21 protein-coding genes, 1 tRNA gene and 1 pseudogene are annotated in these 24,440 nt (G+C 67.6%); 9 read left to right on the forward strand and 14 right to left on the reverse strand.

The window, feature by feature from the left end; genetic code table 11:
* The first annotated feature begins 32 nt into the window (after nucleotides 1–32).
* Nucleotides 33–1,046, forward strand: coding sequence for a D-2-hydroxyacid dehydrogenase family protein (locus MRS60_RS16670; RefSeq protein ID WP_034179363.1), 1,014 nt, complete (start codon nucleotides 33–35; stop codon nucleotides 1,044–1,046).
* A 49-nt stretch (nucleotides 1,047–1,095) separates the two neighbouring features.
* Here MRS60_RS16670 and MRS60_RS16675 read toward each other — a convergent pair whose 3' ends face one another.
* Nucleotides 1,096–1,962, reverse strand: a complete 867-nt coding sequence (locus MRS60_RS16675; RefSeq protein WP_034179364.1) for a patatin-like phospholipase family protein — start codon at nucleotides 1,960–1,962, stop codon at nucleotides 1,096–1,098.
* Between the two features lie 8 nt (nucleotides 1,963–1,970).
* Nucleotides 1,971–2,375, reverse strand: a complete 405-nt coding sequence (locus tag MRS60_RS16680; RefSeq protein ID WP_034179365.1) for a PaaI family thioesterase — start codon at nucleotides 2,373–2,375, stop codon at nucleotides 1,971–1,973.
* 190 nt (nucleotides 2,376–2,565) lie between these two features.
* Here MRS60_RS16680 and MRS60_RS16685 point away from each other — a divergent pair.
* Together MRS60_RS16685 and MRS60_RS16690 are read left to right on the forward strand one after the other, a co-directional pair.
* Nucleotides 2,566–2,641, forward strand: a tRNA-Lys gene (locus MRS60_RS16685).
* A 187-nt stretch (nucleotides 2,642–2,828) separates the two neighbouring features.
* Nucleotides 2,829–3,881: a DUF3592 domain-containing protein gene (locus tag MRS60_RS16690; protein ID WP_243565012.1), complete on the forward strand. Its 1,053-nt coding sequence runs from the start codon at nucleotides 2,829–2,831 to the stop codon at nucleotides 3,879–3,881.
* 49 nt (nucleotides 3,882–3,930) lie between these two features.
* Here the strand turns inward: MRS60_RS16690 and MRS60_RS16695 are convergent, their stop codons facing one another.
* Nucleotides 3,931–4,545 carry a CGNR zinc finger domain-containing protein gene (locus MRS60_RS16695; RefSeq protein ID WP_243565013.1) on the reverse strand — a complete coding sequence of 205 codons (615 nt, stop codon included), beginning with the start codon at nucleotides 4,543–4,545 and terminating at the stop codon, nucleotides 3,931–3,933.
* Nucleotides 4,546–4,626: 81 nt separating this feature from the next.
* Between MRS60_RS16695 and MRS60_RS16700 the strand changes: the two genes are divergently transcribed.
* The gene (locus tag MRS60_RS16700; RefSeq protein WP_243565014.1) at nucleotides 4,627–5,442 is read left to right on the forward strand and encodes an alpha/beta fold hydrolase; all 816 of its coding nucleotides are present in this window, start codon (nucleotides 4,627–4,629) and stop codon (nucleotides 5,440–5,442) included.
* Between the two features lie 24 nt (nucleotides 5,443–5,466).
* On the opposite strand, the gene MRS60_RS16705 is transcribed toward MRS60_RS16700, so the two are convergent.
* The 3 genes from MRS60_RS16705 to MRS60_RS16715 are packed head-to-tail and all read right to left on the reverse strand — an operon-like array spanning nucleotide 5,467 to nucleotide 7,699.
* Nucleotides 5,467–6,225, reverse strand: a complete 759-nt coding sequence (locus MRS60_RS16705; protein ID WP_034179380.1) for an amino acid ABC transporter ATP-binding protein — start codon at nucleotides 6,223–6,225, stop codon at nucleotides 5,467–5,469.
* Entirely contained in the window at nucleotides 6,222–6,902 is a 681-nt protein-coding gene (locus MRS60_RS16710; RefSeq protein ID WP_034179381.1) for an amino acid ABC transporter permease, read from the reverse strand. Before MRS60_RS16710 ends, MRS60_RS16705 begins: the two co-directional genes overlap by 4 nt.
* A gap of 14 nt (nucleotides 6,903–6,916) precedes the next feature.
* Entirely contained in the window at nucleotides 6,917–7,699 is a 783-nt protein-coding gene (locus MRS60_RS16715; protein WP_105389493.1) for an amino acid ABC transporter substrate-binding protein, read from the reverse strand.
* Between the two features lie 324 nt (nucleotides 7,700–8,023).
* Between MRS60_RS16715 and MRS60_RS16720 the strand changes: the two genes are divergently transcribed.
* Nucleotides 8,024–8,299 (forward strand): hypothetical protein, encoded by a 276-nt coding sequence (locus tag MRS60_RS16720; RefSeq protein ID WP_034179383.1) that lies wholly within the window; start codon nucleotides 8,024–8,026, stop codon nucleotides 8,297–8,299.
* A gap of 89 nt (nucleotides 8,300–8,388) precedes the next feature.
* Here the strand turns inward: MRS60_RS16720 and phnY are convergent, their stop codons facing one another.
* Together phnY and phnA are read right to left on the reverse strand one after the other, a co-directional pair.
* On the reverse strand, nucleotides 8,389–9,843 hold the full coding sequence (phnY, locus tag MRS60_RS16725; RefSeq protein WP_243565015.1) for a phosphonoacetaldehyde dehydrogenase: 1,455 nt from the start codon (nucleotides 9,841–9,843) through the stop codon (nucleotides 8,389–8,391).
* A 29-nt stretch (nucleotides 9,844–9,872) separates the two neighbouring features.
* Entirely contained in the window at nucleotides 9,873–11,111 is a 1,239-nt protein-coding gene (gene phnA, locus MRS60_RS16730) for a phosphonoacetate hydrolase (RefSeq protein ID WP_243565016.1), read from the reverse strand.
* A 202-nt stretch (nucleotides 11,112–11,313) separates the two neighbouring features.
* Between phnA and MRS60_RS16735 the strand changes: the two are divergent.
* Both MRS60_RS16735 and MRS60_RS16740 read left to right on the forward strand, forming a co-directional pair.
* Nucleotides 11,314–11,532, forward strand: a pseudogene (locus MRS60_RS16735) (2-aminoethylphosphonate--pyruvate transaminase); the annotation flags it as partial.
* A 74-nt stretch (nucleotides 11,533–11,606) separates the two neighbouring features.
* A complete protein-coding gene (locus MRS60_RS16740; RefSeq protein WP_243565017.1) occupies nucleotides 11,607–12,995 on the forward strand; it encodes an FAD-dependent oxidoreductase in 1,389 nt (462 codons plus the stop codon).
* 94 nt (nucleotides 12,996–13,089) lie between these two features.
* On the opposite strand, the gene MRS60_RS16745 is transcribed toward MRS60_RS16740, so the two are convergent.
* Together MRS60_RS16745 and MRS60_RS16750 are read right to left on the reverse strand one after the other, a co-directional pair.
* On the reverse strand, nucleotides 13,090–13,818 hold the full coding sequence (locus MRS60_RS16745; protein WP_105389490.1) for a phosphonate utilization associated transcriptional regulator: 729 nt from the start codon (nucleotides 13,816–13,818) through the stop codon (nucleotides 13,090–13,092).
* Nucleotides 13,819–14,012: 194 nt separating this feature from the next.
* Nucleotides 14,013–16,184 (reverse strand): phosphocholine-specific phospholipase C, encoded by a 2,172-nt coding sequence (locus MRS60_RS16750; protein ID WP_243565018.1) that lies wholly within the window; start codon nucleotides 16,182–16,184, stop codon nucleotides 14,013–14,015.
* 231 nt (nucleotides 16,185–16,415) lie between these two features.
* On the opposite strand from MRS60_RS16750, the gene MRS60_RS16755 reads away from it, so the two are divergent.
* Complete coding sequence (locus MRS60_RS16755; RefSeq protein WP_243565019.1) at nucleotides 16,416–17,315, forward strand: LysR family transcriptional regulator; 900 nt, start codon at nucleotides 16,416–16,418, stop codon at nucleotides 17,313–17,315.
* A gap of 99 nt (nucleotides 17,316–17,414) precedes the next feature.
* Here the strand turns inward: MRS60_RS16755 and MRS60_RS16760 are convergent, their stop codons facing one another.
* Nucleotides 17,415–19,055 carry an L-lactate permease gene (locus tag MRS60_RS16760; RefSeq protein WP_243565020.1) on the reverse strand — a complete coding sequence of 547 codons (1,641 nt, stop codon included), beginning with the start codon at nucleotides 19,053–19,055 and terminating at the stop codon, nucleotides 17,415–17,417.
* A gap of 437 nt (nucleotides 19,056–19,492) precedes the next feature.
* Here MRS60_RS16760 and MRS60_RS16765 point away from each other — a divergent pair, with 437 nt between their 5' ends.
* Entirely contained in the window at nucleotides 19,493–19,804 is a 312-nt protein-coding gene (locus MRS60_RS16765; protein ID WP_243565021.1) for a DUF4148 domain-containing protein, read from the forward strand.
* Between the two features lie 104 nt (nucleotides 19,805–19,908).
* Here MRS60_RS16765 and gshA read toward each other — a convergent pair whose 3' ends face one another.
* From gshA to ada, 3 genes are all read right to left on the reverse strand, one after another.
* Entirely contained in the window at nucleotides 19,909–21,522 is a 1,614-nt protein-coding gene (gene gshA, locus MRS60_RS16770) for a glutamate--cysteine ligase (RefSeq protein WP_243565022.1), read from the reverse strand.
* A gap of 452 nt (nucleotides 21,523–21,974) precedes the next feature.
* Nucleotides 21,975–22,934: a DNA-3-methyladenine glycosylase family protein gene (locus MRS60_RS16775; protein ID WP_034179390.1), complete on the reverse strand. Its 960-nt coding sequence runs from the start codon at nucleotides 22,932–22,934 to the stop codon at nucleotides 21,975–21,977.
* Complete coding sequence (ada, locus tag MRS60_RS16780; RefSeq protein WP_243565023.1) at nucleotides 22,931–24,022, reverse strand: bifunctional DNA-binding transcriptional regulator/O6-methylguanine-DNA methyltransferase Ada; 1,092 nt, start codon at nucleotides 24,020–24,022, stop codon at nucleotides 22,931–22,933. Before ada ends, MRS60_RS16775 begins: the two co-directional genes overlap by 4 nt.
* Nucleotides 24,023–24,440: the final 418 nt, after the last annotated feature.

Here is a 24,440-nt window from a genome sequence, read left to right on the forward strand (position 1 = left end):
ACTGCCGATTTCAACGCGCGACACCGTTCACCATGAAAATTGCCATCCTCGACGACTACCAGGACGCCGTCCGCAAGCTGAACTGCTTCGAGATGCTTGCCGGCCACGACGTGAAGGTCTTCAACAATACGGTGCGCGGCCTGGGACAGCTCGCGAGCCGTCTGGCGGAAGTCGAGGCGCTCGTGCTGATTCGTGAACGGACCCCGATTTCGTCGCAACTGCTCGCCAAGCTGCCGAACCTGCGCATGATCAGCCAGACCGGTCGCGTCTCGAGCCATATCGACCTCGAAGCGTGTACCGACCGCGGCATCGCGGTGCTCGAAGGCACGGGTTCGCCGGTCGCGCCCGCCGAGCTGACCTGGGCGCTCGTGATGGCCGCCCAGCGCCGGATTCCGCAGTACGTCGCGAACCTGAAGCAGGGTGCATGGCAGCAGTCGGGCCTGAAGACGTCGGCGCTGCCGCCGAACTTCGGCCTCGGCCAGGTGCTGCGCGGCCAGACCCTCGGCATCTGGGGCTACGGCAAGATCGGCCGGCTCGTCGCCGGCTACGGCAAGGCGTTCGGGATGAACGTGCTGATCTGGGGCCGCGAGCATTCGCTCGAAGCCGCGCGCGCCGACGGCTACACGGCCGCCGAAAGCCGCGAGGCGCTGTTCGAGCAGAGCGACGTGCTGTCGCTGCACCTGCGCATGCACGACGACACGCGCGGCATCGTCAAGCAGGAAGACCTGATGCGGATGAAGCCGACGTCGCTGCTCGTCAACACGAGCCGCGCGGAGCTGCTCGAGGAAAACGCACTCGTCAACGCACTGTCGCACAACCGTCCGGGGATGGTCGCAATCGACGTGTTCGAGAGCGAGCCGATCCTGCAGGGCTACAGCCTGCTGCGGATGGAGAACGTGATCTGCACGCCGCACATCGGCTATGTCGAGCGCGAGAGCTACGAGCTCTATTTCAGCGCGGCATTCAGGAACATCCTCGCGTTCGACGACGGCGACATGTCGAGCGTCGCCAATCCGGAAGCGCTGACGCCGATCCGCAAGCGCTGATCGCGCGGGCTGCGCACGCCGCGCGGCCCCGCTGCTCCATTCCCCGCCATCAGGCGGCCACGCGGCCGCCCGTCATCGCACCGACGCGCGTGAGGAAATGCTCGCCGTCGCGCCGCCCGAGGTCGTACGCATGCCGCATCTGCGACGGGCTCGTGTAATCCCAGCTCGAAATCGGCACCTTGCTCGACGGCTGTACGTACAGCCGCCGCTGCTCGCCGTGTGCGACCGTGAACATCTGCGGGCGCGGATACAGCCGCGTGACGAGCACCAGCACGTCGCCCGGCGACGGGTCGAGCGCGTCGACCGGCACGTTGTCGACCATCCCGCCGTCGAGCACGGGCCGGCCGCCGCGGCGCAGCACCGGCGTGAACGGCGGCGTGCAGGACGACTGCAGGATCAGGTCGGCAAGTTCGTCGACTTGCGTGCAGGCCTGCGCGCGCACGAACTCGGGCCGAAAGCCGAGCGTGCGCCCGAGTGTCGGGTGCAGCGTCTTGCGCACATATTTCTCGATGTTGTACGCGACGAGGCCGGCAGCGACCGCACTGCGCGCACCGAGCCAGCGCGGCACGTGCGATACGCCGATGCGGATCTCCGGCGCCTCGGCAAGCTTCGCGAACGGCTCGCCGTAGATGTCGAGCAATGCCTGACGGTAGATGCGGTAATGCGGAAACACGGGCTCGCGCCCGAACAGGTTGCCCCAGTACGCGTTCTTCCGGTTGTGGCGCAGCGCCTCTTCGTAATAGCGCATCACCCACGCGGCGTCGCGCGTATACAGCATGCACGCGGTCGCCGCACCGGCCGAGATGCCGGTGATCACACGCGGGCGCAGCCCGAGGGCCGGCTGCACGACGTCCCAGAAGCCGGCCTGCCACCAGCAGCGATTGCCGCCACCCGCAAAGACGATCTGGTCGAACATCGCGCCGCTCAGCTGACGAGTGCGTAGGTCGACGTCGCGTGGACGGCCATCTTGCCGTCCTCGTCGAACAGCTCGACTTCGCCGAACACGAGGTTGCGGCCCATCCGCAGCACGCGCGCGGTGACGTGCACGTCGCCCTTGCGCACGGGGCGCATGAAGTTCGTGTTCAGCGACACGGTGGTCATCGGCCGGAACTCGCCGAGCGCGGCCGAGATCGCGACGACCATCGCGGTGTCGGCGGCCGCCGTGAAAACCTGGCCGCAGATCACGCCACCCGAATGGCGGAATTCGCCGGAAAACGGCAGGCGCATCGTGACGCTGTCGTCGCCGATCGACACGGGGACCAGACCGAGCGAGCGGACCCACGGGGCCAGCAGGCGATCCAGCAATTCGCGGACTGCGTTTTCGTCCATCTTCGAATGTCCAGAAAACGTTGCGCGACCGCCGCGCAACACGTGTGGCGTCATCATACCGGGAGCGCGCAAACTGCGACCGCTCGTCACCGCGTCGGCAGCCGCCGTTGGCGTGACGAAATATTTTCGAGAAATTTGCACAAAGGGCTTGCCATGCCCCTGAAACACGTGCATAATCTTTCTTCTGTTGGGGGCGTTAGCTCAGTTGGTAGAGCAGCGGACTCTTAATCCGTAGGTCGAGTGTTCGAGTCACTCACGCCCCACCAGGATTTCAAAAGGCCGGTCAGCGAAAGCTGACCGGCCTTTTTCATTTCCGCACGCCACGTTCGTGGCGCGCTCCCTCCAGCAGCACACATCCGCACGCCCCTTCCGCACCGTTTCCGCTAGAATCGTCCGACAAATATCACACGACCGGCGCAGGTACTGTCGTTTGCCCGCCGGCACAGAGAGAACATGGGACGTCATACATGGAAGCATGTGAACGAGACGCGACCATTCAGAGGGCCTGGTTGCGCCGATATCGGCCTGTCCGTCGGGACACGCCATTCACCCGATCGCACCCGAATCCGCCGCGCGACACACCAGCCGGATTCGGTCATGCCCGGTAAGGACGCACTCGCCGCGCTGGCGCTCGGCGTCGTGCTGCTCGTGCTCGCAGCCGTACTCGCGGCCACGAGCGGCCGCGCGACCGCTCATCTGGTCCGCGCGCCAGGCACGGTCGTGCGCATCGTGCAGGACAGCGACGCGATGCGCGCATACCGGCCGATCGTCGCCTACCTCGCGAACGACGGCCAGCGCCGCGAAATCGCCGGCAATACCGCGTCGACCGTCCCCGCGTACGACATCGGCGAGAACGTCGACGTCTTGCTCGATCCGGTCCACCCCAACCGCCCCGCGCTGATCGACGATTTCGCGCAACGCTGGTTTCCGGTTGCGGTGCCGACGCTGCTCGCCATCGCGTCGTTTGCGATCGGCGGCCTGCTGATCGCCGCCGAGCGCCGCCGCCGCCGGCCATCCGACCCGCCGCCGGCCCCCGCCGCACGCAAGCAGGCGCGGCGCCGCTGGGATATCGCGATCGTGCTGATTCCGATCGCGATCGGCACGGGCTTCCTCGCCGGCGCCGGCGCTGCCGGTCTGCGTCAGTGGCAGATCGTCCGCGACTATGCGCACTCGACCGGCCATGTCGTCGAGATCGCGAAAAACGCGCGGTCGCCCCGACCGCGCACATCGCTGTATTCGGCAATCGTCGCGTTCACGACCGACAGCGGGCGCCAGATCACGTTCGCCCTGGGCGCGGCGTCGTCGCATCCGGGCCTGCGCGAAGGCGAAGCGGTCAACGTGCTGTACGACCCCGTCACCCCCGAGCGCGCGGTCGTCGACCTCTTCTGGGATCGCTGGGGCCTCACGGCCATCCTGTTCGCGATCGGCGCGCCGTTCCTCGCGGCCGGGCTGTTCGTCGCCGCGACGCTATGGCCGGACCATCGGCCGCACGAAGCCGCTCAATGACGCTCGCGCGCCGGCCGCGCGCGGCGCGGCAACCGTAACGGCGCGCGCTTCATCGTTCCCTGAACGCCTCCACCTTCGCGCGATTCCCGCACGTGCGCATGTCGCACCAGCGCCGCCCGACGCCGCGGCCGCGATCGACGAAGAACCACGTACAACGGCCGCACTGCCGCACGCGCGCGAAATCGTCGCTGCGCAGCAGATGCTCGAAACCGAGCGCGGCCGCATCGACCCAGCGCGACGCGGCGCGCGCGTCGGGCCGCCACGCGAACCGGCCGTCGACCGCATCGAACGCACTGCGCCCGATCGCTTCGCGGATCGCCACGGCGAGCCGGTCCGTCGCACGCGCACCGGCGCTGCCGCCGCCTCCCGCCGTCAGGTGCACGATCGCGGCGTAGGCATCCTCGCGAAAGCAATGCAGCGCCACCAGCTCGTCCGGGCCGTCCTGCCGCACATGACGCAGAAGCCGCGCCAGATCGGCCGGCGCCAGCAATCCCGCTTGCTCGGCCCACGCGCGCACGGCCGGCCAGTCGACGAGCTTGTCCTCGTCGCGCGTCTTGCCCGTATCGGCCACCGTGTTCAGGAAGTCGAGCGCCGGATGGCCGCCGACGAAATCGGCCGCGCCCCATTCGTGCGCGTGTCGCGCAGACTCGTATCGAGTAACCATTTATTTGCACCTATCGGTTTCATGTCCGGGCAATCCGGAGTAACCTGTTTACAGCAAAAACAGGTTATCACGGAGATGCCGATGCTCGAACTCGCCAACCGCTTCATGTTCGAAGGCCACCGGATTGCATGGGGAACGTTCGGCGAAGGCCCGCCGCTCGTGCTCGTTCATGGCACGCCGTTTTCATCGCAGGTGTGGCGCCGGATCGCGCCGTGGCTCGCGCGGCGTCATCGCGTGTACTTCTACGACCTGCTCGGCTATGGCCAGTCCGACATGCCGGACGCGGATGTGTCGCTCGGCCGTCAGAACGTACTGTTCGGCGCGATGCTGGATGAATGGAAAATTGCGCGCCCGCGTGTGCTCGCACATGACTACGGCGGTGCGACCGTGCTGCGCGCGCACTTCCTCGACGGCATCGCGTATGCGGACCTCACGCTCGTGAACCCGGTCGCGATCGCGCCGCAGGGCTCACCGTTCGTGCGCCACGTCGCGCAGCATGAGGCCGCGTTTACCGGATTGCCGGCGTATGCGCATCACGCGCTCGTATCGGCCTACATCGGCAATGCCGTGGCACGGCCGCTGAGCGACGATGCGCTGTCGATCTACCGTTCGCCGTGGCTCACGCCGGCCGGACAATCCGCGTTCTATCGCCAGATCGCGCAGATGCGCCAGCGCTACATCGAGGAAGCGGAGGCTCGCTATGCACCACCGGACTTTCCGGTGCGCATCGTGTGGGGCGAGGACGATGCGTGGATTCCGCTCGAACAGGGACAGGCGCTCGCCGATCGCATCGCGAACGGCGAATTGATCCGGGTGCCGTGCGCGGGCCATCTCGTGCAGGAAGATGCGCCGGAGGCGATCGTCGCAGCGGTGCTCGACGGGCAAGCGCCGGGCTGAGCACCACAGGAATCGCGTATCGCGTCAGAATGCCGGCACGCCTTGCGCGAGCGTCGCGATGAACTTCGCGGTGCGCGGATCGCGCGGCTGGCTAAACAGGTCGCGCGATGCACCGGCTTCGACGATGCGGCCATCGGCCAGAAACACCGCATCGTGCGCGATCGACGCGGCCAGGCGCAGGTCGTGCGTGGCCATCAGCATCGTCGTGCCTTCGCGTGCGAGCTGGCGCAGCACCTCGACCACCTCGATGGACAGCTCGGGATCGAGCGCCGACGTCGGCTCGTCGCACAGCAGCACCTGCGGCGACGGCGCGAGTGCGCGTGCGATGGCGACGCGCTGCTGCTGGCCGCCCGACAGCGTCGCGGGCCATGCGTCGGCCTTGTCCGCGATGCCGACCTTGTCGAGCAGCGCGAGTGCCCGTTCGCGCGCACGCTCGCGCGGCCAGCGCTGCACGGTCACGAGCCCTTCCATCACGTTCTGCACGACGCTCAGGTGCGGAAACAACTGGAAGTTCTGGAATACCATGCCGGTCTGCCGGCGCACCGCGAACACGGCGTCGCGCGACGGCCGGCGCGCCGGTGCAAAGTCGACGCGCGCGTCGCCCACCGTGAGCGTGCCCGCCTCGGGCACTTCGAGCAGGTTCACGCAGCGCAGCAGCGTGCTCTTGCCGCTGCCGGACGGCCCGATCAGCGCGGTCACGCTGCCCGGCTGCAATGCGAGGTCGATCGCGCTCAGCACGCGGTGCGCGCCGAACGACTTGTCGATGCGTTCGAGACGAATCATCGCAACTCCGCCTGGAACAACGCATGACGGCCGAAACGGATTTCGAGGCGACGTTGCAGCGTGGAGAGCACCGAACTGAACAGCAGGTAGATCAGCGCGGCTTCGGTATAGAGGATCAGCGGCTCGTAGGTCACGGCCGCGATGCGCTGCGCGGCCTGGAAGATCTCGGGCACCGTCAGCACGGCCGCGAGCGACGTGTCCTTCACGAGCGAGATGAACGAATTCGACAGCGCGGGCAGCGCGACGCGCGCGGCCTGCGGCAGAATCGCGCGGCGCAGCGCCTGCGCGCGCGTCATCGCCATCGAGTACGCGGCCTCCCACTGCCCCTTCGGGATCGATTCGATCACGCCGCGGATCACCTCGGCGTTGTACGCGCCGACATTCAGCGAGAAGCCGATCACGGCGGCGGTCAGCGGATCGAGCACGATGCCGACGCTCGGCAGCCCGTAGAAGATCACGAACAGTTGCACGAGCAACGGCGAGCCGCGAAACAGCCAGATATAAAAGCGCACGACGGCCTGTGCCCAGCGCGGCCCGAACAGCCGCGCGAGCGCCGCGCCGAACGCGAGCAGCAGGCCGATCGCGAACGACGCGAGCGTGAGCGGAACCGTGAACACGAGCCCCGCGTAAAGCAGGGGCCGCAGCGATTCCGCCATCAGGTGCAGCCAGGGCGGCATCGTTCAGCCTCGCGTCACGGCTGCGACACGTCGCGGCCGAAGTACTTCTGCGAGATCTTCGCGTAGGTGCCGTCCGACTTGATGTCCGCGAGCGCCTTGTCGATCGCGGCCACCAGGTCGGGGCTGCCCTTGCGCAGCAGCACGCCCGACGCGTCGCCGGCGCCGGTCGTGTCGGTCGCGGCAATCTTCAGTTTCGCGTCGGGCTTGTGCTTGCGGAAATCGAGGTACGACAGCGAATCGTTGATCGTCGCGTCGACGCGCCCGGACGTCAGCAGGTCGATCGATTCGTTGAAGCCCTGCACGGGCACCACGTCCGCGCCGTGAGACGCCGCGAGCTTGCCGAAATTGCTCGTCAGCGTGTTCGCGGATTTCTTGCCCTTCAGGTCGTCGAACGAGCGGATCGTCGTGTTGTCCGTGCGCACGATCAGCACCGCGTGCGACGTGATGTACGGCGACGAGAAAGCGTATTTCGCCTTGCGCGCGTCGGTGATCGACACTTCGTTGACGACCGCGTCGTAGCGGTTCACGTCGAGGCCCGCGATCAGCCCGTCCCACTTTCCTTCGACGAATTGCGGCTTCACGCCGAGGCGCTGCGCGATCGCGGTGGCGATGTCGACATCGAAGCCCGTCAGCTTGCCCGTTTCGTCGTGGTACGTGAACGGCGCGTACGTGCCTTCGGTGCCGACCCGGAACACGCCGGACGACTTGATCTGCGCGAGATCGTCGGCGGCGAATGCGCTCGTGGCCGCGACGGCCTGCAGCAGCGCGACGAGCAGAATGGAGCGGATGAATTTCATGGTGCGGACCCCGAACGATGGAAGGGAGTAACCCGCCGGCCCGAGCGGCCGCGCGAGAGGTCCGCGAATTCTACCGACGCGCCGATGCCCGGCAAAAACGCAAATCCGCTAACGATATGAGCGCGTCGAATAACGCGCCGGCCAGCCACGCATTCCGCAGACGAAATCCGTCGCGATACGGCGCGGCAATCGTCCGACGATTCGTTACCGGTGGTTACAGAAACGACAACGCGGTATCACCCATTCGGCACGCACTACATACCATGAAGACAGGTGAACCGATTGCTCGCGGGCCTTGCCGCCCGCGAACGGAGGGAACGGCAAATGAAACGCATCCTGTTGTCCAGCGCCCTCGGTATCGCGGCCGCCTGCCTGTCGGCAAGCGCATTCGCGCGTGCCGACATCGGCGTGTATTTCGGCGTGCCGGGGCCCGTGATCGAAGCGCCGCCTGTCTACTACGCGCCGCCGCCGCCCGTCGTGTACGAGCCGGCACCCGTCTATTACGGCCCGTACTACGGCGACTACCGTTACCGCTACTACCGGCATGACAACGGCTGGCATCGCGGCTGGCGTCATCACCACCACGACGAGGGCGATTGAGCATCGCCTGACGGCCGTCGCGGCCGCATCCCGTCGAGGGAAATTTCGCGCGCCGGCCTTCGAGCCGGCGCGTCCGCATCACGCGCCGCTCACCACGGCAGCGAATACGTCTTCGTATTCGTGAAGCTCTTCATCGCTTCCTGCACACCTTCCTTGTAGCCGAGCCCCGAATCCTTCACGCCGCCGAACGGCGTCAGCTCGAGCCGGTAGCCCGGCACCTCGCGCACGTTCACGCTGCCGACTTCCAGCTCGGTGACGAAGCGCGTGATGTTGTCGAAGCGGTTCGTGCACACCGACGACGACAGCGCATAGTCGGTGCTGTTCGACATCCGGATCGCTTCGTCGATGTCGCGAAAGCGCATGATCGGCGACACGGGGCCGAAGGTTTCATGCTTCACCAGCGGCATGTCGGGCGTCACGCGATCGATCACCGTCGGCGAATACAGCGCGCCGTCGCGCACGTTGCCGACCAGCAGCCGCGCACCGCGCGCGATCGCGTCGTTCACCTGCTGCTCGCAGAACTTCGCGGCCGCTTCGTCGATCACGGTGCCCATGTCGACCGACGGATCCGACGGATTCCCGTACGACCACGCGCGCGTCTTCTCGACAACGAGCTCCGTGAATCGATCGGCCACCGCTTCGTGCACGAGCATCCGCTTGATCGCCGTGCAGCGCTGCCCCGAGTTCTTGTACGAGCCCGACACCGCGAGCGTGCTCGCTTCGTCGAGATCGGCGTCTTCCATCACGATGATCGGATCGTTGCCGCCGAGTTCGAGCACCGCGCGCCGGTAACCCATCCGCGCGGCGATCGACTTGCCGATCGATACGCCGCCGGTGAACGTGATCAGATCGATCGCCGGGTTCGTGATCAGTTCGTCCGCGATCTCCGTCGGGTCGCCGGTGAGCACCTGCAGCATCTGCGGCGGCAGACCGGCTTCGTACAGGATGTCGGCGAACAGGTAGCACGACAGCGGCACCTTCTCCGACGGCTTGACGACGATCCGGTTGTTGGTCGCGACCGACGGCACGATCTTGTGCGCGACCTGGTTCATCGGGTGGTTGAACGGCGTGATCGCGGAAATCACGCCGAGCAGCGGATCGCGCTGCGTGTATACGCGGCGCTTCTTGCCGTGCGGCGTCAGATCGCACGAGAAGATCTGCCCGTCGTCCTTCAGCACTTCACCGGCGCCGAACGTCAGCACGTCGGCCACGCGACCCGCTTCGTACATCGAATCCTTGATGCACAACCCGGCCTCGGCCGTGATCAGCGCCGCGATCCCGGCGGTGCGCGAGCGCACGATGTCGGCTGCGCGGCGCAGGATCGCCGCACGCTCGTGACGCGTGAGCGTCGGCCGGTACGCGCGCGCGACCGCGAATGCGCGCCGCACGTCTTCCAGCGTCGCCTTCGGCACGGTGCCGACCAGCGAGCCGTCGTACGGGTTGCGCACGTCGATCACCGCGTCCCGATGAATCCGTTCGCCGTCGATTCGCAGTGCTTCGCGACGAATCTCGCGGACGGCCGTCGAGGCTGCAATGACGTTCATGAGTGTGTTCCCTTGCGGATGCGTGCGCATCACTGCAGATGGTTGAGCGCGATGTCGATGATGTCGAAGTTGCGCAGCCGCGCGCGGCCCGTGACGTCGGCGGCGACCGGCCTGCTGAAGATCAGCGGCACGATCTGCTCGGAGATCCCGCCGTGCGAGCGCAGCGGCACGTCGAGCCCCGACAGGTCGTGCCTGATGCGGCGCGTGCCGAGCACGACGTCCTGCTTCGAGATCACGATCAGGTCGCCCATCCGCTCGGGCGGCAGTTCGAAGCGCGCGCAACCCTCGGCGCCCGTCAGCACGATCTCGATGCCATCCACCGCCGCAAGACGCGCGCGCAGCGCATCGACATCGGCCGACGCCGGCACGTAGACGGTCGCGAACGAGCCGAGCGCGCCGTGGTGCACGACGTATGGATCGGTGATCGGCAGGATCACGCGCGCCGCGTCGTGGCCGAGCCATTCGTCGAACAGCTCCTGCAGGTAGATCACGTTCGGCTCGCCGGTGGTGGCGTCGTGCTTCGCATTCATCCCGTGGTCGGCCGTGATCGCGACGATCGCGCCGAGCGCGTCGAGGCGCCGCAGGTACTTGTCCATCATTGCGTAGAACGCGTTCGCGCCGGGCGTGCCGGGTGCGCACTTGTGCTGCACGTAGTCGGTCGTCGACAGGTACATCAGGTCGATCGGCCGCGTCTCGAGCAGGCGCACGCCGGCCGCGAACACGAATTCAGACAGATCCGCGCTGTACACGCTCGGCACCGGCTTGCCGACGAGCTCCAGCACGTTGTCGATGCCGTTTTCCTCGAGGCTCGCTTCGTCGGCCTTTTCCGACGAGAAGCAGATGCCCTTCAGCCCCTTGCCGAGCAGGCGGCGCAGCTTGTCCTTCGCGGTGACGACCGCGACGCGCGCGCCCTGTTCGGCGAAGGTTGCCAGCACGGTGGGCGCGATCAGGTACTTCGGATCGTTCATCAGCACCTCGGCGCCGGTGTCGCGATCGTAGAAGTAGTTGCCGCTGATCCCGTGGATCGCGGGCGGCACGCCGGTAACGATCGACAGGTTGTTCGGGTTCGTGAAGCTCGGCACCACGCATTCGCCCTTGAGCGCCGTGCCGGGCTTCAGCAGCGTGCGCAGAAACGGCGCGACGCCGGCCTCGGCCGCTTCTTCCAGATATTCGGATGCGCAGCCATCGACGCAGACCACCACCACGGGCCGGCTCATCCAGTTGTAGCGGCGGCCGTTCACTTCCACGGAATCAGGCGTTCCAGTCATGACGTTCACTCCTTTCAGTTCGACGGGATTGAGCCGTCGGCGCCCGCGCCGCGTCGACGGGAGGCGTTTTCGATGCTTGACATTAAAGTTGATGATTTGTAGATTGTCAACAACATGCAGAGAACAGAAAGCAAAGCAGCGCAGTGAAAAAGAGGCTGATCTCAACTCATCCGCCGCGTGCCGCGGCGTCTCAGTCAAGGGGGCTGAAGATGAACCGAACTACGACTTCACACGGTTTTATCAGGAGGTCAAAAAGCATGGCTACATTCCGTATGCGGGCAAGCTGACCGAAGTCGAGACGTTCCGCGTCGGCTGCATCGGCGACGTTGACGAGGCCGGCATTCCGGGCGCCGTCATCGCGATCGCCGACACGCTGCGGGCGATGGGCGTGAGCCGTGTGTCGGCCGAGACGGTGGCCTGACGTGACGCGATACAACCGACCGCGCGCCGCCACGCGGCGGCGATGTTTTCCTTCCATGCACGAAGAACCACTCGATGCGACCCTTCTGGATCGAACAAGCATTGTTCAACGACGGCGATCTCGCCCCCACGCTGCAGGGCGCAACGCAGGCCGACGTCTGCATCGTCGGCGGCGGCTTCACCGGGCTCTGGACCGCGATCCAGGCGAAGCAGCAGAACCCGGCGCTCGACATCGCGATCCTCGAAGCCGACCTGTGTGGCGCCGGCGCGAGCGGCCGCAACGGCGGCTGCCTGCTCACGTGGTCCGCGAAATTCCTGACGCTGCGGCGGCTGTTCGGCGAAGCCGAGGCGATCCGGCTCGTGAAGGCGTCGGAAGCGGCCGTCCGGCACATCGCCGATTTCTGCCGCGCGCACGACATCGACGCCGAATTGCGGCTCGACGGCACGCTGTACACCGCGACGTCGCGCGCGCAGGTCGGCACGCTCGCGCCGGTGCTCGCCGCGCTCGCCGCATGCGGCATCCACAGCTACGAGCCGCTGCCGCCCGCCGAAGTCGCGCGCCGCTCGGGCTCCGCGCGCAATCTCGACGGCGTCTACTCGCCGATCGCCGCGACCGTGCATCCCGGCAAGCTCGTGCGCGGGCTGCGCCGCGTCGCGCTCGCGATGGGCATCCGGATCCATGAACGCACGCCGATGCTCGACTTCACGCTCGGGCAGCCGGCCGTCGTGCGCACGCCGTCCGGCAGCGTCACGGCGGGCAAGCTCGTGTTCGCGATCAACGCGTGGATGGCGAGCCGTTTCCCGCAGTTCGAGCGCACGATCGCGGTCGTGTCGAGCGATATGGTCATCACCGAGAAATGCCCGGAGCTGCTCGAGAAGACCGGGCTCGTGGACGGCGTGTCGGTGCTCGATTCGCGGATCTTCGTCTACTACTACCGCACGACGGCCGACGGGCGGCTGATGCTCGGCAAGGGCGGCAACACGTTCTCGTGGCGCAGCCGCATCGCGCCGGTGTTCGACCGGCGCTCGCCGTACGAGGCGCAGCTCACGCAAGGCCTGCGCGAATTCTTCCCGTCGCTCGCGGGCGTGCCGATCACCGCGAGCTGGAACGGCCCGTCGGACCGCTCGGTGACGGGCTTCCCGTTCTTCGGCCGCTTCGACGGCGCGCCGAACGTGTTCTACGGTTTCGGCTATTCGGGCAACGGCGTCGGGCCGACCTACATGGGCGGGCAGATCCTGTCGTCGCTCGTGCTCGGCCTCGACAACGCGTGGACGCGCAGCCCGATCGTGCGCGGCCCGCTCGGCCATTTCCCGCCGGAGCCGATCCGCTATGTCGGCGCGCACGTCGTGCGCAACGCGATCCGCCGCAAGGAGCGCGCGGAGGACGAGAACCGGCAGCCGTCGGCCGTCGATACGTGGCTCGCGAAGTTCGCGAGCGCGGCCGGGAAGGCCGACAAGGCGTGACGATGCGTTCGACGCGACGACGGTAACGTCGCAATGAAAAAGGGACGCTGCGAGGCGTCCCTTTGCTTCTTATGCGGCGACTCTTGCGGCTGCGTCAAGCGCGCGCGGTTTTCTCCCGCGCCGCCTTGCCCGCTGCCGGCAGCCCCTGCTCGTGCGTGCGGCGCATCCGCGCGAGGCCATGCGCGACGTGCTCGCGCACCAGCGCGACGGCCTTCTCCTCGTCGCCGCTCGCGAGCGCCTGCACGATCTTGTCGTGCTCGGCCGCCGACACCGCGATCGCATCTTCCTCGGCCTCGATCGCGGCCTGGCGCAGCAGCCCGAGCTGACGCACGAGCCGGCGGTAGGTGTCGGTCAGGTGCGTATTGCCGACGCCGACGACCATCGCGTCGTGGAACTGCACGTTCAGCTCGGTATAGCGCGTGACGTCGTGCGACTTCGCGGCGCCCTTCATCGACTGGATAATGCCCTTCAGCACTTTCAGCGTGTCGGGCGAGATGCGCTTCGCGAGCGCGCGCGCGACCGACTCGTCGAGCATCGCGCGCACTTCGTAGATCTCCTCGGCCTCGCGCAGCGGCACGACGCGCACGGTCACGCCGCGGTTCTTCTCGTTGCGCAGCAGTCCGGCCTGCTCCAGCGCGCGGAACGCTTCGCGCACGGGGCCGCGCGACACGTTCAGCTTCGTCGCGATCTCGACTTCGTTGAGCTTCTCGCCGGGTACGTATTCGCCGGAGACGATCGCGCGCTCGAGCATGTCCTGGACGATCATCGCGAGCGACTGGCTTTGCAGGAGTTCGATGGCACTGAGCGTGTTCGGGGCAGTCATGGTCGGACAGGCAGCGGGGCTGCGGGTGAAAACGAGGGCGCCATATCGGCGAATGACCTTCTATACCCTCGGCCCGACACATTGTCAACAGTCTTCAGTTTCCAAAAACCAGTTCCACCTGCCGGGGTTCATCCGGCAGGCGGCCGTCGCACGGCGGGCGAAGCTTGCCCGAACCGCGCGACGTGTGCCGGCCGTCAGGCCGTGTGCTTCACCGGCCCCGGATCGCTGTGGCTCGGCCGGCCCGTTTCGACGTGGCCCGCGAAGCGGCGCACGACCTTGTCGTCGCCACCGCGCAGCGTCGTCGCGGTGATCGTCAGATCGTACCAGCCGTGGCTCGACGACAGCTCGAAGTGATCTTCGACGCGCTCGCCCGGCTCCAGCGTGTAGGTGCGCGCATGCGCATGGCTGTACGCGTTGTCGACCGTCACGCGGCACGTCGCGCGCCCGCTGTTGCGCAGTTGCAGGTACACATGGCGGTTGCGCACGTCGTAGCCGATCTTCGCTTCGGGGTTCGCGTGGCGGCCGTCCGCGGCCAGCCGCGTGTTGCCCTGGAACTCGCACAGATAACCGTTCGGGCCGTAGGCGGCGAAATGGTACTCGCCGTGCGCGGCCGACGTGCTCCACGTATCGACGAAGCGGTCGTGCGCGGACACCGCATAACGACGCGGCGGCGTCGCCGGGTTGCGGCGGTCGTACACGTAGAACGCCGCGCCCGCGTCGCCCGAGTTCGCGAAGTCGAGCGACACGCTGTCGTCGTGCCCGCTCACGCGGCTGTGCACGAACAGCTCGTACGGCAGCGCACGCGCGGGACGCGTGCCGGGCTCCTGCGCCGGCATCGACTGCTGCGCGGGCACCCGGTACGCGTGGCCGGCCGTCGCGATGTGCTGCGGCACCGTGAAGCTCACGGTGCGCGTGTCGGGGCGCGCGGAGAAATCGAATGCCGACGTGAGGTCGCCGCAGATCGACCGGCGCCACGCGCTGATGTTCGGCTCCTTCACGCCGAAGCGCGCTTCGAGGAAACGCAGCACCGATGTATGGTCGAACGTCTCCGAGCAGACCCAGCCGCCCTTCGTCCACGGCGAGATGATGATCAGCGGCACGCGCGGCCCGAGGCCGATCGGCTGGATGCCGCCCGGGTCGGCACCCGGCACGAGCGGGCTCATCTCGCCCGGGTACTTGTTCAGGTCGAGCAGCTCGTCGCCGAGGTTCGACAGCAGGTTCGACGACACGATGCCCTGGCCGCCCACGCCGCTCGTCACCGGCGGCACCGGCGGCACGACGTGGTCGAACAGCCCGTCGTTCTCGTCGTAGTTGAGGATGAACACCGTCTTCGCCCACACCTCGGGATTCGACGTCAGCGCCTCGAGCACCATGTTGATGTAGAACGCGCCGTCGGTCGGCGACGCCTGCGGGTGCTCGCTGTACTTGTACGGCGACACGATCCACGACACCTGCGGCAGCCGGTTCGCCTGCACGTCGGCCTTCAGCTCGGCGAGCGTGTGGTCCGACGCACCCTTGTCGACCAGCGGGCCGCTCGCGCCTTCCTTCACCTGGAAGCGCTTGAAGAACATCAGCGAGTTGTCGGTGTAGTTGTCGGTCGGGTCGCCCGGGATGCCCGTGCCGCCCTGGTACACCTTCCAGCTGATCTTCGCGTTCTCGAGGCGCTCGGCGTAGGTCGTCCACGTGTAGCCGTTCACGTCGTCGCGCTCGCCGATGCCCGGGCCGTTCGGCGGGTTGCCGTAGATGTTGCGCGGGTCGACCGTGCCGGTCCACAGGTAGATGCGGTTCGGCGCCGTGTCGGCGTGCGCGGAGCAGAAGTACGAATCGCAGATCGTGAACGCGTCGGCCAATGCGTAGTGGTACGTGAGATCCTGGCGCTTCAGGTAGCCCATCGTCAGCACGTCCTGCTTCTGGTTCACCCACTGGTCCCACTGGCCGTTGTTCCAGGACAGGTGGCCGCTGCTCCAGCCGTGGTTGGTGCCCGGCTGGAATTCGGTCGTCTGCTTCGGGTCGAGGTAGAACGGCAGCACGTACGGCGCCGACGGATCGAGGCCGCGCGAATGGTAGTTCTTCGTGAATACCGACGCCGGCGGCTGCTGCCACACCGGTGCGCCGCTCGGCAGCAGGTGCGGTCGCGGGTCGTTGAAGCCGCGCACGCCGCGCAGGCCGCCGAAGTAATGGTCGAACGAGCGGTTTTCCTGCATGAAGATCACGACGTGTTCGACGTCGCGGATCGTGCCGGTGCGATAGGCGGCCGGCATCGCCAGCGCATTGCGGATCGCGGGCGGGAAGCCCGCGTAGGCGGCCATCGCGCCGGCCGACTGCGCGGCGAGGCGCAGGAAATCGCGTCGATTGTTCGAGGACATGAAGAAGACCCTGTTTTCGGTAGGAGTGGGGTCGCCGGGCGAGCGGGGCCGGCGGTCGGTGCGTTGCCGTTATTACCCCGCACCGGCATGTCCCGGCCGTGACCGGTTCCCGCAGGTTTCTTGCGGTGACCCCCAGCTTTTTTTCGAAGCGGCATACGACGCGCCTTTCATGCAGCCGACACACGCATGCGCTACGCTGACGCGCGATGAAGATGGGGGAGAAGCCGAGTCGTGTTCGATCAGCTGAAGGCGTTCCACGCGACCGTCCGGCAGGGCAGCATCACGCGCGCCGCGCGCCACCTGGGCGTGAGCCAGCCGACGATTGCCGCGCAGATCCGGCAGGTCGAGCAGGTGTACGGCGTCGAGTTGTTCTACCGCAGCGGCCGCAAGCTCGAAGTCACCGAGACGGGCATCGAGCTGCTGCCGCTCGTCGAGAAGATGATCGCGCTCGAGGCGCAGGCCGACATCATGCTGCGCAACGTCGGCGGCCTGTTCGAAGGCCACCTGCGGATCGGCGCGACGGGCCCGTACTACATCATGGATGCGGTCGGCCGCTTCTCGAACGCGCATCCGTCGATCGCGCTCACGTGCCGGATCGGCAACTCCGAGGAAATCCTGCAGGCGCTGCAGGAATTCCGCATCGATCTCGCGGTCTCGTCGCAGCCCAACGACGCCGACGGCCTCGAACGCAAGGTGATCTCGACCGATCCGCTCGTGCTCGTCGTGCATCGCAACCATCCGCTCGCGCGTTTCGACACGATCGACCCGGTGCAGCTCGCCGACGTGCGGCTGCTGATGCGCGAGGAAGGCTCGGTCACGCGCCGCTGCACGGAGACGATCCTCGCGGCCGCCGGCGTCGCGGCCGCGTCGGTCGCCGAGATCGGCAGCCGCGAAGCGATCCGCGAGGCGATCCTGCATGGCGTGGGCGGCAGCCTGTTTCCGCTCGGCGAGGCCGAGCGCCATCCGGACCTGCGCGTGATCGCGCTGCGCGGCATCGACACGACGATCGACGAATACGTGTACTACCTGAAGGCGCGCCGCCAGAGCCCGGCGATCGACGCGTTCCTCGCCTGCATCCTGCCGGCGGAGCACGCACCGCGCGACACGACGCGGCGGGCGAACGCGCGCTGAGTCGCCGCGCGTTCGCCGCTTTCGCGCATTTTCTGGCGCCTTTCGTCGCGCCTTCCCTCGTTATTTCCTCGTGCCTTCCTTCTCGCGTCCGGCCACGCGTCACTTCGGCAGCGCCGGAATCATCCACGTGAACACGTGCTGCTGCAGGAACACGAGCACGCCGAGCAGCAGCGTGAGGATCACGCTGTGCCAGAAGGTGCGCGCGAACACGACACCTTCCTGCCCCTTCAGGTCCGTCGTCGACACGCCCGTCGCGATGTTCTGCGGCGAGATCATCTTGCCCATCACGCCGCCCGACGAGTTGGTCGCGGCCATCAGCACCGGATCGAGGCCGAGCTGCCTCGCGGCGACGACCTGCAGGTTGCCGAACAGCGCATTGCCCGACGTGTCGCTGCCGGACAGGAACACGGCGATCCAGCCGAGCGACGCTGACACCAGCGGGAACAGCGCGCCCGTCGACGCGACGCCGGTGCCGAGCGTGTAGCTGATCCCCGAGTAGTTCAGCAGGTACGCGAGCCCGACGATCATCATCACCGTGACGATCGCGATCCACGTCTGCCGCCAGGTCTTGACCACGCATTCGAGGAACGCACCGACGCCGGTGCGCGTCAGCGCGGCCGTGACGATCGCCGAGAGCAGGATCGCGGTGCCCGTGCCGAGCGGCTGGAAATCCCAGATCGCCGCATACGGCTTGTGGTACAGCGACACGAACACCGCGTTGTGCAGGCCCGGCCACTTGATCTTCACGTCGCCGATCGCCGCGACGTTCGCGTGCACCCACACGATCACGACCACCGACACGACGAGCCACGGCAGCCAGCCGCCGAAGCCCGCGCGCGCGGCGCCGGCTGCCGCGGGCACGCTGCGCGCGAGCGCGTATTGCGGATCGGGCTGCGGCTTCCACAGCTGCAGGAAGCCGATCGTGACGATCAGCGACGTGAGCGACGACAGCACGTCGGTGAGCTGGTAGCCGAGGAAGTTCGACGTGACGAACTGCGCGAGCGCGAAGCTGGCGCCCGACACGAGCAGCGCAGGCCACAGCTGCCTGATCGAACGCAGCCCGCCATACGCGCCGACCACATAGAACGGCAGCAGCAGCGCGAAGAACGGCAGCTGGCGGCCGACCATCTGCGCGAGCGTCGCGGGCGGCAGCGACGTGACCGCGCCAAGCACGGTGATCGGCACGCCGAGCGCGCCGAACGCGACCGGTGCCGTGTTGAACAGCAGCGTATAGGTGAGCGCTTCGAGCGCGGGGAAGCCGAGTGCGATCAACAGCGCGCTCGTGATCGCGACCGGCGTGCCGAATCCGGAGATCCCTTCGAGCAGGCAGCCGAACGAGAACGCGACGACGAGCAACACGAGGCGGCGGTCGTCGGGCAGGTTGTCGAGCATCCACTGCCGGAACTGGTCGAAGCGGCCCGATTTCACCGCGATGTTGTACAGCAGCAGCGCGTTGAAGACGATCCACATCACGGGCACGACCGCGAGCGCCATGCCCGCGCCGACCGCGTTGAACGCGAGCCCGGCCGGCATGCCCCACGCGCCGATCGCGACCGCGAGGCCGGTGACGAGCCCGGCGAGCGACGCCTGCCACGCGGGGCGGCGCAGCACGCCGAGCGCGATCAGCGCGACCGCGATCGGGATCACGGCGACGAGGAAGGACAGGAACAGCGAGTTGGCGACCGGCGTCAGCGGCTGCGCGAAGACGATGCCGGGCGGTAGGGCGTCGGTGGGGTTCATCGTGTCTCCAAAGGCGACCCGGGTTGGCGCGTCAGCGCCCCCGGATTCGGTGCAAAGCGACGTTCTGCAGTCGCGACAACGATCGGGCACTTGTGCACGCAACGACGTTGCACGGCCAACCGATCGGTCGCTTAAAAGAGGTTAGGAGGCGTACGGCGCTTGTACAAGGGGGACAAGCCCGAAATGCAACGACCCGATACGGACATCCGCCGCACGATGGCCGGCAGTTGGCGGGCCGCTGTCGCACCCGACAGGAAACCTGTCGCGAACGGCCCACCGGCGTGCGCGACGTCATCACCTGCGCAATGTTGCGCGCGCGACAAAGGAGACTACCGGCCAGCGGGATGTTTCGTTTGGCGTCCGAAGCCTAGACTGGCCGCATCGATTCCGCCCACGCCGACGACGGCGCGGCACCGGAACCTCACGGAGTGAACACGATGAAGACGATGAAACAGGCGGCATGCGCATTCCTGCTGATCGGCGCGGCTTTCGCCACCCACGCGCAGGCCGCATCGACGCTGACGCGCGCGGAGGTCCGCCAGGAACTCGCTGAACTGGAGGCCGCCGGCTACCGGACGAACCTCGCGAGCAGTCCCGACTTTCCGGAGAACATGCAGGCGATCATGCGGCGCGCCGCGCAGGCACGCGGCGACGATGCGAGTTACGGCAACGGTGGCCGGGCGAACGTGGAATCGGGCAAGCCGGCGCTGCCGCATACGATCGATCGCGGCACGTACGCACATCACTGATTGCCGACCGAACCGGATCGAACGGGTAACGGCGCGGCACGACCAGCACCGACCGACACGCACGCGGCCCGCACGCCAACGCGCGCGGCCGCGCTGCGCGATCCTCAGACGCTGAAGCGGTTCAGCGTATACGCGCGATAGGCCGCGACGAACGCGTCGAACGATCCGGCCTCCTTCGCTTCAAGCTCGGCCTGCTCGGCCAGCGACTTCGCGGCGAGCGCCTGCTCGGTGCGCAGCGTGTCCGCCGACGGCGAATGCGCGCGGAAATACGCGGCATGCGCTTCGCTCTGCGCCAGCGCGAACGCGAGGAACGACTGTCCATTCTCGCGCATCGTGCGCAGCACGCGCGCCGACGGCGTGCGCTCCGGATCGGCGAGCTTCTCGCGCTGCGCCGCGATCGCGCGCGCATGCTCGTCGCCGCCGCGGATTTCGTCGAGACGGCGGCCGACGGTTTCGATATCGGCCATCAGGTCGTCCGCCCACGCCTGCAGCGTGATCGGCTGCCCGTCGCGCGACAGCGTGAGCCCCGGCTTGCGGCCTTCCATCGTCACGCTGCCGAAGTTCGCATTCGCTTCCTTGTACGCGTCGCAGTCGAGCGGCGCGCTGTCGTCGAGCGCGCATGCGAGCAGGAACGCGTCGATGAAGCGCGCGGTCTCCAGCGCGATGCCGGTCGGCTCGAACGGATCGATGTCGAGGCAGCGCACCTCGATGTACTGCACGCCGCGCGATGCGAGCGCATGCAGCGGGCGTTCGCCCGAATACGTGACGCGCTTCGGCCGGATCGTCGAGTAGAACTCGTTCTCGATCTGCAGCACGTTCGTGTTGATCTGGATCCACTCGCCGTCGCGATGCGTGCCGATCGCCTCGTATGCGGGATACGGCTCGCTGACGGCCTTCGACAGCGCGTCGAGATAGCCGGGCAGCGTGTTGTAGTCGACGTGCAGCGCGGCCTGGGCCGTCGTGTTCGAGTAGCCGAGATCGCTCATCCGCAGGCTGGTCGCATACGGCTGGTACAGCGTATCGGCGTCGAACGTGTCGAGCTTGTGCGGCTTGCCGCGCAGGAACTTCGTGTCGAGCGCGGGCGACGCGCCGAACAGGTACATCAGCAGCCAGCTGCGGCGGCGGAAGTTGCGAATCTGCGCGAGATAGCGCTCCGACTGGTAATCGACGAGCGTGGCCGTCGACCCTTCTTCCGCGTGCAGGCGCCGCCACACTTCCTCGTGCAGCGAGTAGTTGTAGTGGATGCCGGCGATGCACTGCATCGTGCGGCCGTAGCGATACGCGAGGCCGCGCCGGTACACCGTCTTCAGGCGGCCGATGTTCGACGTGCCGTAGTTGGCGATCGGAATCTGGTCGTCGGCCGGCAGCAGGCCCGGCATCGAGTCGTTCCACAGCATCTCGTCGCCGAGCGATGCATAGACGTAGCGATGCAGCTCGTCGAGGCGTTCGAGCGTGATCGCGGCGTCGCGTTCCGCGGGCGTGATCAGCTCGATCAGCGCTTCGGAGTAGTCGGTCGTCAGCGCCGGGTGCGTGAGTGCCGAACCGAGCGCGCGCGGATGCGGCGTGAACGCGATCATCCCGTCGCGCGTCACGCGCAGGCTTTCCTTTTCGATGCCGCGCAGGCCGTCGGGCAGATGCTGCCGCGTCGGGCCCGAGCTCAGTGCTTCGAGGCGATTCAGCAGCAGTTCGGACTGGCGGTGAGTCATGGTGTTCGACATGGAGACGCAAGTGCGTGACGGCCGCGCGCAGAACGCCGCGCGCGGCCGGCTGGATTGTTGGTCGCTTCGTTGGTAGCGGGCACTTTAACATCTCGCCGGAACACGCGCTTGAGGTGGCCGCGGGCATGGCTCGCAGGCCGGAGCGGGCCGCCGGACGGGCCGATCGCGGCTGCCGCGGCGTGTGTTACCGGTTTCAGGCGGCGTCGATCGGCACGTCGGTCACGTGAATTCGTCCGATGGATCGTGAAGCGCGGACAGGCGGCGGCAGGTGCAACCGTGCTGCCGAACTGACAGAGGAAAGAGGCATACGCGCGCGTTGCGCGCCCGGCGTCCGGCAGGCGCCGGATTCGCCGAATCGTCGTGGCGGCCAGCAGCCGACGAACGGCGACACGGCTTGCGCAACGGGTTGCATCGCGGCCTCGTCCGGTCGCGCCCGACTCGGGCCGCCGCCATCACCCGCCGCGCGCGCCGCCCGCCCGGTCGGCCACTTCGTTCCACAAATGCAGCGCCGCGTACGCGCGCCACGGCCGCCAGCCTTCGGTGCGGCGCTTCTGGCTCGCCAGCCGGTCGAGCGACGGATCGCGCGCGGCGATCGACTGCATCAGCACGAGATCGGATGCCGGCCACGCGTCCGGGTCGCGCCACGCGCGCATCGCGATGTATTCGACGGTCCACGGGCCGATGCCGGGCAGATCGAGCCACGCGCCGCGCAGCGTCGCGAGATCGGCATGCGCGCGATCGACCGGCACGTCGCCGGCCGCCACAGCGCGCGCCACGCCCGTCAGTGCCGCCACGCGCTTGCCGGGCATCCCGATCTTGTCGAGATCGCACGCGGCCAGCGCATCGGGCGTCGGGAAACGCCAGGCCGGCGCGCCATCGTCGATATGCATCACGCGCTCACCGGCCCGTTCGACGAGCCGGCCGACGATCGTCGTCGCAGCCTTCACGCTCACCTGCTGGCCGACGATCGCGCGCACGGCCAGCTCGAACCCCGACCACGCGCCCGGCACGCGCAGCCCCGGCGCGGCCTCGACGAGCGGCGCGAACCACGGATCGCGCGCGAGCCCGCCGCCGATCGCGGCCGGATCGGCGCCGAGGTCGAACATCGTCGCGACGCGCGCGGCGAATGCATCGTCGACATGACGCGCGACCGCCCCTTCAACGGTCGCGATCAGGCAATGCTTGCGCGGATGTTTCGTGACGGTGAGCCGGCCCGAGTCGCCATGCAGGTCGACGATGCGGCGATACACGCCGTCCGCGACCTGCTCGACACCCGGAATCGCGCGCCCGCTGAAGAAGCGCAGCACGCGCGCCCAATCGTAGGGCGCGTTGAAGCGCAGTTCCATCTGCGCGGACGGCGGCACATGGCCGCCGTTCACGGTTGACGTGATCGTTGTTTTCGCGATGCTCAAACTGCACTTCCCTCCGTCACGGCTTCGTTTTCATCGTCGTGCGCATGACGCGCCTCGGCCGCGAGCAGCGTCGCCTTGCGGCGCACGCCCCAGCGATACCCGGCGAGCGCGCCGCCCTTCTGCACGACGCGGTGGCACGGGATCGCGAGCGCGACCGGGTTCGACGCACACGCGGACGCCACGGCACGCACCGCGCGCGGCGAGCCGAGCGCCTCGGCGATCTCCGAGTAGCTGCGCGTTTCGCCGTACGGAATATGCGTCAGCGCTTCCCACACGCGCTGCTGGAACGCGGTCGGTGCGATGTCGAGCGGCAGGTCGAATGCGTGCCGCGTGCCGTCCAGGTACGCACGGATCTGCGTGACGAACGGCGCGAGCCGCGCGGACGATTCGACCAGTTCGGCGCGCGCGAACGCGCCCTTCAGCTCGCCGACCAGCAACGCCGGTTCGTCGCCGAACGCGATCCGGCAGATGCCCTGTTCGGTCGCGGCGACGAGCACCGTGCCGAGCGATGTCGACGCGGTCGCATAATCGATCCGCAGGCCGGCGCCCTGACGACGGAACGCGGACGGCGCCATCCCGAGCTCGCGCGGCACCGACGCATAGAGCCGCGACGGCGAGTTGAAGCCCGCATCGACGGCCGCCCGCGTGACCGGCTGCCCGCTTTGCAGCGCCTGCCGCAGCGCGGCGCCGCGCTGCGCGGCCTGGTACTGCCGCGGCGACACGCCGACCACGCGCTTGAAGAGCCGCTGAAGGTGGAACGGGCTCACGTGCACGGCATCGCTCAGCTGCTGAAGCGTGAGCCGCTCGGCATGCGCATCGAGCACCGCGCACGCGCGGTTGACGATCTCGAGCTCGCGCGGCAGCCCTTCCGGCTGGCAGCGCTTGCAGGGCCGGAAGCCGGCCGCACGCGCGGCCGCAGGATCGGCGAAGAAGGATACATGCTCGCGGCGCGGCAGCCGCGACGCGCAGGTCGGGCGGCAGAACACGCCGGTCGTGCTCACGGCATAGAAGAACGCGCCGTCCGCATGCGGATCGCGCTCGGTCACGGCACCCCAGCGGGCATCGTCGGTCGGATAGGCGGTTTTCATCTGAACCTCGCACTCTCTAGTGTAGATGTGCCTACTCTAGACATCGGCACGTGCCGTCGCGCCCTGAATCTTGCTCTGTGATTCGCGCCGGCGAACCGGGGGCGGATCACCCCGAAATAAATCGGACAACACGCCCGCTCCGGCTGATCCGGCGCGGTTTTCGTCATCGTCCCGTCATCGATTTGTTGCAGTGCGGATGCGACAAATCGCCGTCCTGACGTTTTTTTGCACTCTGAATATTGCGTCGCACCATCGCCGTGTGTATAGTTGGAACTGTCTCCTCCATGTCTCCTCCTGATATGGATTAAGCCCGTTCCGCTCTGCGTGAACGGGCTTTTTTTCGTCTGTCGATTGTGCCGCGTTCCGGCCGGCAGCGCAGGCGCGATACGTCTACACTCGATGCTCGTCGACTGCGAAG

It is taken from the genome of Burkholderia pyrrocinia (assembly GCF_022809715.1).
Lineage (GTDB): Bacteria > Pseudomonadota > Gammaproteobacteria > Burkholderiales > Burkholderiaceae > Burkholderia > Burkholderia pyrrocinia_C.

Coding starts and splice junctions, on each gene's coding strand:
- MRS60_RS16670 (WP_034179363.1), top strand. CDS start 33: ATGAAAATTGCCATCCTCGACGACTACCAGGACGCCGTCCGCAAGCTG.
- MRS60_RS16750 (WP_243565018.1), bottom strand. CDS start 16,184: ATGTCCTCGAACAATCGACGCGATTTCCTGCGCCTCGCCGCGCAGTCG.
- MRS60_RS16760 (WP_243565020.1), bottom strand. CDS start 19,055: ATGAACCCCACCGACGCCCTACCGCCCGGCATCGTCTTCGCGCAGCCG.
- MRS60_RS16710 (WP_034179381.1), bottom strand. CDS start 6,902: ATGCCGCCCTGGCTGCACCTGATGGCGGAATCGCTGCGGCCCCTGCTT.
- phnA (WP_243565016.1), bottom strand. CDS start 11,111: ATGACTGGAACGCCTGATTCCGTGGAAGTGAACGGCCGCCGCTACAAC.
- MRS60_RS16720 (WP_034179383.1), top strand. CDS start 8,024: ATGAAACGCATCCTGTTGTCCAGCGCCCTCGGTATCGCGGCCGCCTGC.
- ada (WP_243565023.1), bottom strand. CDS start 24,022: ATGAAAACCGCCTATCCGACCGACGATGCCCGCTGGGGTGCCGTGACC.
- MRS60_RS16680 (WP_034179365.1), bottom strand. CDS start 2,375: ATGGACGAAAACGCAGTCCGCGAATTGCTGGATCGCCTGCTGGCCCCG.
- MRS60_RS16765 (WP_243565021.1), top strand. CDS start 19,493: ATGAAGACGATGAAACAGGCGGCATGCGCATTCCTGCTGATCGGCGCG.
- MRS60_RS16695 (WP_243565013.1), bottom strand. CDS start 4,545: ATGGTTACTCGATACGAGTCTGCGCGACACGCGCACGAATGGGGCGCG.
- phnY (WP_243565015.1), bottom strand. CDS start 9,843: ATGAACGTCATTGCAGCCTCGACGGCCGTCCGCGAGATTCGTCGCGAA.
- gshA (WP_243565022.1), bottom strand. CDS start 21,522: ATGTCGAACACCATGACTCACCGCCAGTCCGAACTGCTGCTGAATCGC.
- MRS60_RS16675 (WP_034179364.1), bottom strand. CDS start 1,962: ATGTTCGACCAGATCGTCTTTGCGGGTGGCGGCAATCGCTGCTGGTGG.
- MRS60_RS16740 (WP_243565017.1), top strand. CDS start 11,607: ATGCGACCCTTCTGGATCGAACAAGCATTGTTCAACGACGGCGATCTC.
- MRS60_RS16700 (WP_243565014.1), top strand. CDS start 4,627: ATGCTCGAACTCGCCAACCGCTTCATGTTCGAAGGCCACCGGATTGCA.
- MRS60_RS16705 (WP_034179380.1), bottom strand. CDS start 6,225: ATGATTCGTCTCGAACGCATCGACAAGTCGTTCGGCGCGCACCGCGTG.
- MRS60_RS16690 (WP_243565012.1), top strand. CDS start 2,829: ATGGGACGTCATACATGGAAGCATGTGAACGAGACGCGACCATTCAGA.
- MRS60_RS16715 (WP_105389493.1), bottom strand. CDS start 7,699: ATGAAATTCATCCGCTCCATTCTGCTCGTCGCGCTGCTGCAGGCCGTC.
- MRS60_RS16745 (WP_105389490.1), bottom strand. CDS start 13,818: ATGACTGCCCCGAACACGCTCAGTGCCATCGAACTCCTGCAAAGCCAG.